The 11,978-nt window shown below is 69.6% G+C and carries 10 protein-coding genes; 6 read left to right on the forward strand and 4 right to left on the reverse strand.

The features are described from left to right. Window positions 1–37 precede the first annotated feature (37 nt). Window positions 38–751, reverse strand: coding sequence for a methyltransferase domain-containing protein (locus V8688_RS18370; RefSeq protein WP_342801317.1), 714 nt, complete (start codon window positions 749–751; stop codon window positions 38–40). Between the two features lie 266 nt (window positions 752–1,017). On the opposite strand from V8688_RS18370, the gene V8688_RS18375 reads away from it, so the two are divergent. The 3 genes from V8688_RS18375 to V8688_RS18385 all read left to right on the forward strand — a co-directional run bounded on the left by V8688_RS18375 (window position 1,018) and on the right by V8688_RS18385 (window position 4,072). Continuing rightward, window positions 1,018–1,596, forward strand: a complete 579-nt coding sequence (locus tag V8688_RS18375) for an HhH-GPD-type base excision DNA repair protein (RefSeq protein WP_218721308.1) — start codon at window positions 1,018–1,020, stop codon at window positions 1,594–1,596. 105 nt (window positions 1,597–1,701) lie between these two features. Continuing rightward, the gene (locus tag V8688_RS18380; RefSeq protein ID WP_316573185.1) at window positions 1,702–2,418 is read left to right on the forward strand and encodes a hypothetical protein; all 717 of its coding nucleotides are present in this window, start codon (window positions 1,702–1,704) and stop codon (window positions 2,416–2,418) included. 373 nt (window positions 2,419–2,791) lie between these two features. Next, complete coding sequence (locus V8688_RS18385; RefSeq protein WP_342801318.1) at window positions 2,792–4,072, forward strand: ROK family protein; 1,281 nt, start codon at window positions 2,792–2,794, stop codon at window positions 4,070–4,072. Between the two features lie 61 nt (window positions 4,073–4,133). Here V8688_RS18385 and V8688_RS18390 read toward each other — a convergent pair whose 3' ends face one another. Beyond that, complete coding sequence (locus V8688_RS18390; RefSeq protein WP_218721311.1) at window positions 4,134–5,759, reverse strand: DUF2207 domain-containing protein; 1,626 nt, start codon at window positions 5,757–5,759, stop codon at window positions 4,134–4,136. A 278-nt stretch (window positions 5,760–6,037) separates the two neighbouring features. Here V8688_RS18390 and V8688_RS18395 point away from each other — a divergent pair, with 278 nt between their 5' ends. Then, window positions 6,038–6,949, forward strand: coding sequence for a neutral zinc metallopeptidase (locus tag V8688_RS18395; protein ID WP_218721312.1), 912 nt, complete (start codon window positions 6,038–6,040; stop codon window positions 6,947–6,949). Window positions 6,950–7,029: 80 nt separating this feature from the next. Beyond that, window positions 7,030–8,127, forward strand: coding sequence for a neutral zinc metallopeptidase (locus tag V8688_RS18400; RefSeq protein WP_342801319.1), 1,098 nt, complete (start codon window positions 7,030–7,032; stop codon window positions 8,125–8,127). Between the two features lie 4 nt (window positions 8,128–8,131). Here the strand turns inward: V8688_RS18400 and V8688_RS18405 are convergent, their stop codons facing one another. Together V8688_RS18405 and V8688_RS18410 are read right to left on the reverse strand one after the other, a co-directional pair. Then, entirely contained in the window at window positions 8,132–9,412 is a 1,281-nt protein-coding gene (locus tag V8688_RS18405) for an ammonium transporter (protein WP_218721313.1), read from the reverse strand. Window positions 9,413–9,489: 77 nt separating this feature from the next. Further along, window positions 9,490–10,314: a hypothetical protein gene (locus V8688_RS18410; protein ID WP_218721314.1), complete on the reverse strand. Its 825-nt coding sequence runs from the start codon at window positions 10,312–10,314 to the stop codon at window positions 9,490–9,492. A 440-nt stretch (window positions 10,315–10,754) separates the two neighbouring features. Between V8688_RS18410 and V8688_RS18415 the strand changes: the two genes are divergently transcribed. Then, window positions 10,755–11,978: DNA polymerase III subunit gamma and tau (locus V8688_RS18415; RefSeq protein WP_342801320.1), on the forward strand; the 1,224-nt coding region annotated here is incomplete at its 3' end.

The following is an 11,978-nucleotide window of genomic DNA, read 5'->3' on the forward strand; positions in this document are numbered from 1 at the left end:
AGCGGGCCGGGCGCGCGTTGGCGCGCCCGGCCTCGGCTCAGCTCGGCTTGTGCACCAGCACGCCGAACATCGTCACCGAGACGTGCACGTCACCGCGATCGGCGCCGGCCTGCAGGTCGGCGATCAGTCGCGCGTGCTCGTCCTCGGTGATCACCCCGCGCAGCACCGCCAGCCCGGCGATCCGGCTGACCAGCGCGCCGGCGCCGACGCTGCGGTCCTGCACCAGCGCGTGCGAGCCGATCTCGTCGACGACCAGCCCCGCACCGCTGAGCAGCCCGGCCAGCCTGCGCCCGGACAGCGGGTTGGTGGTCGAGGAGATCAGGGTGTCGATCACCGCGCCGACCACCCTCGGATCGCCCGGATGCACGATCGAGGTGGCCCAGTCGCTGTCGACGACCACCGCGCGTCCACCGGGCCGCAGGACCCGCGCGATCTCGGCCGCGGCCCGCGCGGGCGCGGTCAGGTGCTGGAACACGCGTTCGCAGAGCACCGCGTCGAAGCTCTCGTTGCCGAACGGCAGGCCGTAGGCGTCGCCGGTGGCGAAGGTCGCCGTCGAGTCGCGCTCGGCGGCGCGGCGCTGGGCCGAGGCGAGCAGGTTCGGATCGGGTTCCACGCCGACGGCGGTGCCGGTCGGGCCGACGGCGTCGGCGAAGACGAACACCTCCGAGCCGGTGCCGGAGCCGATGTCGAGGGCGCGCTCGCCCGGTCGCAGGGCCAGCGCGGCGTGACTCCAGGCGCGTAGCCTGCGCATCCCGGGCTGGGTGACCTCCAGGTCGTGGGCGTCGATCAGTTGGTCCTGGCNGCAGGGCCAGCGCGGCGTGACTCCAGGCGCGTAGCCTGCGCATCCCGGGCTGGGTGACCTCCAGGTCGTGGGCGTCGATCAGTTGGTCCTGGCCCGCTTGATCGAAGCGGTCAGGGCGAGGGGTGTAGTCGGTCATACTTACCGCCATCGTGGAAGCTGCAGTCCTCGGGAGCATGGACCCAGAGGCTACTAGTGAAATGTGTCACGATGAATGTATGACTCGAACGCTGTGTCTCGCGCAGGAGGCCGAAGCCGACGAACTCCTCAGCACCGATGATTTCGCGTTGCTGCTCGGCATGCTGCTGGATCAGCAGTATCCGATGGAACACGCGTTTCGCGGGCCACGCAAAATCGCCGACCGGATGGGTGGATTCGATCTGCGCCGGATCGCCGAGGCCGATCCGGCCGAATTCGAGGAACTCGCCGCCACGCCACCGGCCATCCATCGCTACGGCCGCTCCATGGCCCGCCGGGCCCAGGCGTTGGCCCAGTACGTCATCGAGCACTACGACGGCGTGCCCGCCAACCTCTGGACCAGCGGCGACCCCGACGGCAAGGAAGTGCTGCGCAGGCTGCAGGACCTGCCCGGGTTCGGCGCGCAGAAGGCCAAGATCTTCCTGGCACTGCTCGGCAAGCAACGTGACGTACATCCCACCGGCTGGCGAAAGGCCGCGGGGTCCTACGGCGACGAGGGTTCGCGCCGCTCGGTCGCCGATGTGGTCGACGCCGAAACTCTCGCCGAAGTAAGGGAATTCAAGAAGCAGGCGAAGGCCGCCGCGAAATCCGCCGGGTGAATTCTCGGTTACGATCTGCCTGCTTTTTTCCCTCGTCATCGGTGGTGATCTGCTCGAAGCTGGCTTCGCGAACAGCTCAACGACTGATGAGGGATTGGCAGTTTTATGAAGATGAGGAAGCTCGCCGTGGTTGCGGCGCTCGTGACCATGGCAACCGGTGTTGCTGCGGGCACCTCCTACGCGGCTCCGGCGCCGGTCGAAGAGGCCGCACCGATCAACTACTCCGCCGAGGTCGTCGAGGACTCGAAGGCTGTCATCACCACCGATGCGGGCTCGCTCGTCGTCGAGGACGGTGCCTTCAAGGTCAAGGCCGCCAACGGCACGACCGTCGCCGGCACCCCGCTGACCTTCCGCCTCGACGAGTTCGAGCTGCCCATCGCGGCCGAGATCTCGGGCAACAAGGCCACCCTGACCCCGGTCTACGACGCCGCCAAGGCCGTCTACAAGCCCGTCGCCCTGCCGTTCGAGAACCAGGCCCCCTGGAAGAACGAGTACGAGCGTGAGCAGGCCGCCTGGTCGCGTCTGACCTCCACCATCTCCATGGGCGCCACCATCGGCACCCTGGTCGGCGGCCTCGGCGGCGCGGCGGTGGGCTGCATCGCCGGTGCCGGTGCCGGCCTCGTCGCGACCGGTGTCCTGCTGGCCCTCTTCGGCGCCGGTCCCATCGCGGGTTGCGTCGTCGGCGCCACCACCATCGGCGCGCTCGGTGTGATCGCCGGCCAGATCTTCGTGACCGCCCCGGTCGCGATCGGTGCCGCGATCCAGTACTTCATCACCATCACCCAGCCGGTCCCCACCCCGGCTCCCTCGCCGGCCAAGTAGTCACCCGGCTCGGCGAACCCCTCCGGAAGCTCGTTTTCCGGAGGGGTTCGTCGTCTCCCCGGGGAGACCCCGATCGCCATTGCGCGCCCCACCCGACGCTCTGAGCTGCGGAAACGTTGTGCGGCGCGACACAATCCGCCGGTTCGGGTTGGACGGGCCAGGATTCGGTGTTAGCTTGATTGTTATGTCCGGCAACCATCTCCTCGCCAAGCGGGTCACCTACGTGACCGCCGCTATCGGCTTGCGGTTGCCGTTGACGCGTGAACTTTGTCGTTCCTGATGCTGCAGCTGAGCCTTCTGCGGCTCGCGAGCTGCCACGCCCTACGTGTCGGCAATTCCGTTGGGACAACGGGATTTCAGCAAGGAACTTCATATGTCTACTCCCATCATCGATCGTCCCGCCGCTCGGACGGGCGCCGGTCGCGCTCGGGTATCCCGTCCCGTCGTCGCCCCCGAACTGCGCCGTAGCGACAACCCCGCCGCCGCTGTCCTGCGGACCGCCGCCTCCGGGCCGGTCTCACGCGACAACGCCGCGCGGGCAACGGGTCTGAGCATCGCCACGGTGAACCGGCAAGTTGCCTCGCTGCTTTCGGCCGGTCTGTTGCGCGAGCGGCCCGATCTGACCGCTGCCGGCGCGGTCGGCAGGCCCCGCGTGCCGTTCGAGATCGACCACGACGCCTACCTGACCCTGGGCATCCACATCGGCGCCGCCGCGACCAAGATCGTCGCCGCCGATCTGCGCGGCCGGATCCTGGGCGGCCTCGCCATCGCGACCCCGCAGACCGGTCAGGAATTCGCGGTCACCACGGTCGCGCGCAGCGCCAAGGCGTTCCTGCAGCGGTGGCACCGGCGCACCCCGCTGTGGGCGGGCGTCGCCATCGGCGGCCGGGTGGACCCGCATACCGGCGTAGTCGACCATCCCAAGCTGGAATGGAAGGGCGCCCCGATCGGGCAGGTCCTCGGCGACGTGCTGGAGCTGCCGGTCTCGGTCGCGCCGCACGTGGAGGCCATGGCCGCGTCGGAACTGCTGCTGCCGACCTTCGACGCGCGCAGGCCCGAGCCCGACACCGAACTGCCCGCCGCCCAGAACGGCAGCAGCCTCTACTTCTACGTCCGTGAGACCGCGGGCATCGCCGTCACCCTCGACGGTCGCGTGCACACCCCGAACAACGGTCCCGGTTCCATCGCGCACCTGCCCACCGGCTCGGACGTGCAGTGCACCTGCGGCCGTCGCGGCTGCTTGGAAGTGACCGTCGGCGATCGCGCGCTGCAGGCCAGGGCCGTCGGCCGCGGCATCATCCCGGCGCACAACGGCACCGCGGGCACCACCATCGCCGACCTCTACCGGGCCGCGGAGTCCGGCTCCGAGGGCGCGCGGGAACTGCTCGCCGAGCGGGCCACGATGCTCGGGCAGACCGTCGCGCTGGTGCGCGACATGCTCAACCCCGACCGCGTCGTCCTCGGCGGCCAGGCGTTCACCGGCTATCGCCCCGCGCTGCCGCACGTGGCAAGGGCGTTCACCCAGAGCACCCAGCTCCCGCCCACCGACATCCGGATCAGCGGATTCGGCGGCAAGGTGCAGGAATTCGCCGCCGTGGTCACCTCGCTCAGCGCGCTCTACGCCGACCCGCTGGCGGCCATCCGCCGGATCTGAGCGGCGCCCCGGACAGGCCGACGGCCGCTTCGGCACTACCGAAGCGGCCGTTCGGCATTCGTCAGCGGGGGTTGAACGCGCCTTCCAATGCGGTGATGAAGTATGGGAACTGCGCGGCGAAGCGGTGCAGGTTCCGGTCCCGGTCGTAGCCGGCGAACCAGTAGAGGCCGGGCTGGGAATCGGCCGACGGATCCATGTCGCGGAAGGCGCGGATCCAGTTGTCGGCCCGGCCGCTGATCACCGTGTACGGCAGCGCGCGCGAGAACACCGTCTCCTGATCGATCGGCGGGATCTGTTCGCGAGCAACGGTATCCAGACCGCGCTGCATGGCGCGCACCCGGCCCGCGACGGTGTCGCCGAGGGTGGTCCTGGTCGGCAGGTAGTTCGGCAGCAGGACCGCGGCCACACCGGCCAGCGCGATCGCGACGCCGACCAGCGCGTGACCGGCGGTCAGCGCGAGCACTACGGTGGCGATCACGCCGAGGACGATCAGCGCGCCGCCGAGCCAGCGGGGCAGCGCGCGCTGCTTCGGGTCGGCGAAGGCGCCGGTGGCGACCGCGTCGGCGCGCATGGCGGCACGGACCGGGTCGAGCTGCATCCGGCCCGGCGCGCGGAGCTCACGCACGGCGACGGTGTCGGTGCCCTCGGGCAGCAGCATGTCGTAGACGGTGCGCTCGTAGTCGCGCAGCTGGTCGTCGGGGGCGTTGACCCGGCTGATGCGCCAGTCGTCCTCGCCGCGCGCGTTCACCGGAGTGATCCAGATGTAGCGCCGGACCGCGAGATCGACCACGGTGGCGGCGATGTCGACCGGATCGACGTGCTCGTCGAGCAGCAGACCGGCCTCGCCGGGCAGCACGCCGTCGGGGGAGACGAAGTCCACCCGGCCGCCCTGCTGGACGATCGGCTGGAAGGTGTCGCTGCCCGCCAGCGCGGCCGCGGCGCGCTTCCTGGCGGTCAGGACGTAGGCGACCATCGCCGCCAGCGCCAGCAGCAGCGCGCCGAACGCGGCGAGGACCGGGGTGGTGAAGGCGAAGAAGTTCTCCGAGTCGCCGCCGCGCACATCGGCGTTGGCGGGCACGGTGCCGGGCGGCAGCTGCAGGGTGAGGTCGATCGCATCGCCCTTACGCAGATCGCGCTGGCTCAGGTACAGCACGCCGTCGGGTTCGGTGTGCACATCGGCGCACGGCTTGGGATTGCCCGCCGGGCCGAGTTTGCAGTCGACGATGCCCATTTGATAGCTGGGGCTGATCACCGAGACGTCGAGCGCGGCGATGTCGGCGTTCATCACGCCGAGCCAGTGGAACACCTGGGTGCCCGGTGCGTCGGAGACGGTGTTGTGCAGCGAGTAGGTGAACTTGGATTCACCAGGCTTCGACTCGACGACGAACTGGTCGTCGACCGTGGTCGCGGTGCCTGCGCCGCTCGCGGTGACGTCGGTGACTTTGAAGATCCGCTCGACATCGTCGCCGACCTTCAGGCGCAGTGGCAGTGACATCGTGAAGTTTCCATCGGCGGGCACCCCGACGGTCTCGGTGACCTGGAGCACGCCGTCCTCGGTCAGTGTGAGATCGGCGGTGATCGTGACGCCGGCCGGCGCGGGCTCCGTGTGGGCTACCGGCGCGGCCGCGAGCAATCCCGCCGAAGCGAGCAGCAGCGCGCCTGCGGCGCCCCCCCGAAAAGTCAGCATGGCTGCTTACTCTAGACAGCTTGCTATTCTGCGTCAGCGGCTGTCGGCGACTCACGAGACGAGGGGGTACGGGGGACGTGACCCAACCACCGTACGGTTATGGCCCGGTCGGTCCAGGTGGACGACCGGTTCCGCCGCCCCCTGGCTATGGACCGCCCCCGGGATATCGACCGCAACCAGGCTATGGTCCACCTGGTTATCAACAGCCGCAAGGTTATCCACAGGGTTACGGGCCCAGGCAAGGCTACGGCCCGCCCTCGGGATACCGGCCACCGCCGATGCCCTATGGTCCGCCCGGCAGGCCCACCCCGCCGCCGCGCAAACGCCGCGGCGGTCTGACCTCGCTGTTCCTGGTGATCGTCTTCCTCGTGGTCGGCGGCCTGGTGAAGTTCGCCGTCAGCACCGGCATCGACGCAGGCATCGGCGCGATCGGCCCGAAGCCGAGCACCACCTACACCCCGCAGCCCGGCACCGCACCGGCAGCCACCGGCGACAACCCGCTGCTCACCGACTCCGACGGCACCCTGGTGCCCGCGTCCTGCGACTACGCGCCATGGAGCACCCAGGTCGAGAAGGCGCGTGCCTTCTTCGAATCGGCCGCGACCTGCCTGGAGGCGGCCTGGAAGCCGTTGCTGGCGGCCAACAACCTGCCGTTCGAGTCGCCGACGCTGAGCGTCACCGCGACCACCGCGGGCATCACCACGCCGTGCACCGGCTCGACGAGCAACTTCGCCGCCTTCTACTGCGCGGCGAACAAGACCATCTACATGCCGATCAGCCAGCTGCAGACCGATCAGTTCCGCGACAACTGGGTCGTCTACCTGTCGGTGTTCGCGCACGAGTACGGCCACCACGTGCAGGCCCAGTCGGGCATCCTGCGCAAGGCCAACTCCGAACGCGTCGACGCGGGCGCCCGCTCGCCCAAGGGCCTCGAGCTCTCGCGGCGGGTCGAATTGCAGGCCAACTGCTTCGACGGCATGTTCATCGCGTCGTCGAAGGGCGGCGGCTCGCTGAGCGCCGCGCAGGTCACCGTCGCCACGAAGGACTCCTACGGCCGCGGCGACGGACCGGGCGACATGCGCGATCACGGCACCTCCGAGCACGGTGGGCAGTGGTTCGAGGCCGGGCTGCAGCGCAACCTGACCGCCCAGTGCAACACCTTCACCGCCGCGGCGAGCGAAGTGAGCTAGCGGTTTCCATCTTTCCGCGATTTCCGGCCGGACTCGGGCGAGATCAGTTGCCAGTTGCCGAACCTCGATGAACTGCTGGAGTGAGTGACGTGTATCCGCCGCAGCCGCCCTACGGCCGACCGGTTCCGCCCGCGTACGGCAGGCCGATGCCGCCGGGGTACCCCCGCCCGCTGCCGCCGCCGTACGGCTATGCGCCGCCGGGGTATCCGCCGCCGCGCCGGGGTGGCGGCGGGTGGTTCGGTTCGCTGCTGACCGTGCTGACGGTGTGTGGGATCGTCGGTGCGCTGCTGGTCGCGGCGGTCTCGCTGTCGGAGGACTCCTCGAAGCGCGACGTCGCCACGACGACGACGCCGAGTTTCACCTACAGCAGTTCGGCCACGCCCGCGCCGACCACGACGAGCCGGACCACCGTGCGCACCTCGGCCCGCACCACCGCGCCGACGACGACGAAACCCGCTGGGCCGCAACCGGTGATCGCGCTGGGCCAGCATCCGCTGTTCCGCGACAACAGCGCCTTCCTGCCGAACATGGACTGCGATCTGCCGCGCTGGTCGACCGACGCGGCGACGGCCAAGGCCTTCTTCGCCGCCGCGCAGGGCTGCCTGGATCAGATGTGGCGGACCAACCTCGCCGCGGCGAACCTGCCGTTCCGCAGCCCCGGACTCGAGGTCGCGGTGAATCCGTCCGAGCTGTCCTCGCCGTGCGGCGGCGCCACCAGCGACGCGTTCTACTGCAGCGCGTCGAGCACGATCTACATGTCCACGGCCGGGCTGGTCCTGCACAACACGCCGTATCCGCCGATGGAGGCGCTGTCGGTGTACGCGCACGAGTACGGCCACCACGTGCAGGGACTGACCGGACTGCTGCAGGCCTCGTCGAACCAGCGCCGCGAGCAGGGCGCCACCTCGGTCGGCGGGCTGGAGACCTCACGCCGAATGGAATTGCAGGCCAGCTGCTTCGGCGGCATGTACATCGGTTCGGCCGAGGCGGGCGGTTCGTGGACCTCGCAGGAGGGCTACGCCGCGGTCAAGCACAACTACAACCGCGGTGACGGCAACGGCCGCCACCGCGATCACGGAACGCCTGAGCACAACGGCAACTGGTACAACCAGGGTTACTCGAAGAACCGCAACTTCGAATGCAACACCTGGTTGTCCCCGGCCGACGAGGTCAGCTAAGGGGTCAGTGACCCCCGTAGTGCCCCTCGCCGAAGCGGCGCGGCGAACTGCCGTGCACGCCTTCGGCATACGCGGTCTCGGCGTGCAGGGCGAAGTCGATGCCCGCGGTCTCGTCTTCCTTGCTCACACGGAACCCGATGACCTTGTCGATCAGCTTGCCGATCACGAACGACACCCCGAACGCGTACGCCGCGACTACCAGCACGCCGACCAGCTGCTTGCCGAGCTGGGCGAAGCCGCCGCCGTAGAACAGGCCGTTCACGCCGCCGGTCATCACCTCGGTGGCGAGCAGGCCGATCAGGACCGTGCCGACGATGCCGCCGACGAAGTGCACGCCGACCACGTCGAGCGAATCGTCGTAGCCCGCCTTGTGCTTCCAGCCGACGGCGAACGAACACACCACACCGGCGGCCAGGCCGACGATCACCGCACCGAGGGTGTTGATCACGCCGCAGGACGGGGTGATCGCGACCAGGCCGGCCACCGCGCCCGAGGCCGCGCCGAAGGTGGTCGGCCTGCCGTCGCGGATCTGCTCGACGATCAGCCAGCCGAGCATGCCGAGGCTGCCCGCGACCAGCGTGTTCAGGAAGACCGCCGCCGCGGTGCCGGTGGCGCCGAGCGCGGAACCGGCGTTGAAGCCGAACCAGCCGAACCACAGCAGGCCGGCGCCGAGCAGCACGAACGGCAGGTTGTGCGGACGCATCGCGTCGATGTTGAAGCCGATGCGCGGGCCGAGTACCAAAGCCAGGGCCAGCGCCGAGGCACCCGAGGCGATCTCCACCACGAGGCCGCCCGCGTAGTCGAGCGTGCCGAAACCGAGCAGCCAGCCGTCGGGACCCCACACCCAGTGCGCGATCGGGGCGTACACGGCCAGCGTCCACAGCGGCACGAAGACCATCCAGCCGGAGAACTTCGCGCGGTCGGCGATCGCGCCGGAGACCAGGGCGGCGGTGAGGATCGCGAAGGTCAGCTGGAAGGTGACGAACAGCAGCTCCGGAATCGTGCCGCGCACCGAGTCGGGGTTGATTCCGGCCAGGCCGACGTGCTCGAGATCGCCGATCAGGCCGCCGCCCGCGTCGTCCCCGAAGGCCAGGCTGTACCCGGCCACCAGCCACACCACCGTGACCAGCGGAATCGCGATGAAGCTCATCATGAGCATGTTCAGTACGCCGGTGGAGCGCACCATCCCGCCGTAGAAAACAGCCAGCGCCGGCGTCATCAACAGCACCATGGCGGTAGCCGCGAGAAGCCAGGCGGTGGCCGCAGGATCGATCGTTGCGGGCACGGTAACTCCTTTCACGCGTGATTGCGTTGCAAGGAAATTACCGAATGCTCACCATCCGTGCTGGTGTCGGCCGGGTTCTAGCCGCGGTTTTCCTTCGCCAGTGCCCTGGTGCCGCGCTTACCGGGAACGGGCAGGTCATCACCGTCGGCGAGCCATTCGGCGGTGATCAGCCAGCGCCGCTGGGCGTGCGCATCGGCCACATCGAAGAAGACCCGCCTGCCGCGATCGTCGCGTGCGTCCCTGGCCAGCGCCGCCCAGCTCGGGGGCCTGCCGCGCTCGGCGGTGTGCTCGACGACGAAGCCGGCGACGAGCTTGCCGATCATGTTGACCGGCTTCTGCGACACCCGGTTGCCGTACTTGGTGGTGTGCCAGCGGCGGGCCGGGCACAGCGAACCCGGATTCGCGTTCGAGGCGATCCAGCCCGCGCGCTGCGCACGCTCGATCAGCCACAGATGCTTGACCGCCGACGGCGCGATCTCGCCGACCCGCTCGGCGATGAGTTCGGTGATCTCGGCATCGGCGAGGATGTCGCGGCGGGTGGGGCCGATGCCGTGTTCGGACCAGTGCGCGGCGGCGAGCCGGGCCAGGATGCGGCCGAACTCGTCGATGCTGCGCTGGGCGCGCCTGCCGAGCCGCTCGATCCGCTCGGCCTCCCGGCGCATCTCGTTCTGCGCGGTGAGGGTACGGATGGCCGCCATCGTCGGCACCTGCCCGCGTTCGAGCAGTTGCAGGATGGCGGCTGCGGTCGCCGGGTCCGCCGCGGCGGCGACGGGCAGCGAATCGCGTTTGATGTCGAAGTCCTGGGGGCTGATCGCCCGGCTCAGCAGTCCGACCGCGGCGTGGTCGCCGGCGAAGTCGGTGTGGGCGAGCCAGGCGGCTGCGATGTCATCACACGACAGCACGGTGAAACGTTCCTCCGGTCGGCGGTGGGGGAGCGATACGGTGCGCGAAGGTTGTGCCCCGGTCGGGATGAGGGACCGGCCGGGGTCACCAACCTGATGAAGGTTTGGCCACCGAAGTTGCCGAGATCCACGGTAGCCAGGGGCTTGCGCCGCTGTCACGACGATTGATTGTTTCGTTACATCCAGAAAGGGACCGTCAATCGGGGAACCGGTACGCATTTCCACGGCAACCAGGATTGATTGCTGTTCTTCTGGCGATTCGCCGCGCGCGATGCAGTCGTTAGCTCCGTCGTAACGCTTCACTGACCGGGTTTGCCCACCCGCTCCGAACCCGCACCCGAACTGTGATCTGCATCACGTTTGTGCGGCGGGGTTCGGACGGCCCGGCAACGCGTCGGCCGCTCATCCACCTGTCACAGTGCGGCGGTAGCCTGTGGGCCGTGGCTCTGTACCGGAAGTATCGACCGGCGACGTTCGCTGAGGTAGTGGGTCAGGAGCATGTCACCGACCCGCTGAGTACGGCGCTGGATACCGGGCGGATCAGTCACGCGTATCTGTTCTCCGGTCCCCGTGGCTGCGGCAAGACCTCGTCGGCGCGCATCCTCGCGCGCTCGCTCAACTGTGCGGAGGGGCCGACCTCCACGCCGTGTGGGGTCTGCGCGTCCTGTGTGGCGCTCGGGCCGGGCGGTGCGGGCAATCTCGACGTCATCGAGCTCGACGCGGCCAGTCACGGTGGTGTCGACGACACCCGTGAGCTGCGCGATCGCGCGTTCTACGCGCCCGCCGAGTCGCGCTATCGCGTGTTCATCGTCGACGAGGCGCACATGGTCACCACGGCCGGGTTCAACGCGCTGCTCAAGATCGTCGAGGAGCCGCCCGCCCACCTGATCTTCATCTTCGCCACCACCGAACCGGACAAGGTGCTGCCGACGATCCGCTCGCGCACCCACCACTACCCGTTCCGGCTGCTGCCGCCCGCGACCATGCGCGGCCTGCTCGGCAAGATCTGCGAGCAGGAGCACGTGCCGGTCGAGGAAGCGGTGTATCCGCTGGTCATCCGGGCGGGCGGGGGATCTCCGCGTGACAGTCTGAGCGTGCTCGACCAGCTGCTGGCCGGTGCCGGGCCCGAGGGCGTCACCTACCCGCGCGCGGTCTCGCTGCTCGGCGTCACCGACGTCGCGCTGATCGACGACGCGATCGACGCGCTCGCCGCCGTCGACGGCGCCGCGCTGTTCGGCACCATCGACAGCGTGATGGAGGCGGGCCACGACCCGCGCCGCTTCGCCGTCGACCTGCTCGAGCGCCTGCGCGATCTGATCCTGCTGCGCGCGGTGCCCGACGCCGCCGAGCGCGGTCTGGTCTCCGGCCCCGGCGACGTCCTGGAACGCATGCGTGACCAGGCCGAACGCCTCGGCCCAGCCACCCTCACCCGCTACGCCGAACTCCTGCACGAGGGCCTCGGCGAAATGCGCGGCGCGACCGCCCCCCGCCTCCTGCTCGAGGTCATCTGCGCCCGCATGCTCCTGCCGTCGGTCTCCGACGCCGAATCCGCCACCCTCCAGCGCCTGGAACGCCTGGAGCGGGGATTCGCCGGCGGCGCAGTGCCTTCCGCCCCCGCCCGCCCCGGCCCCGCGGCCGGCGAACCATCCCCCGAGCACGCCGCT

The organism is Nocardia sp. No.11 (genome assembly GCF_038752175.1).
In the GTDB taxonomy this organism is placed as follows: Bacteria; Actinomycetota; Actinomycetes; order Mycobacteriales; family Mycobacteriaceae; genus Nocardia; species Nocardia canadensis.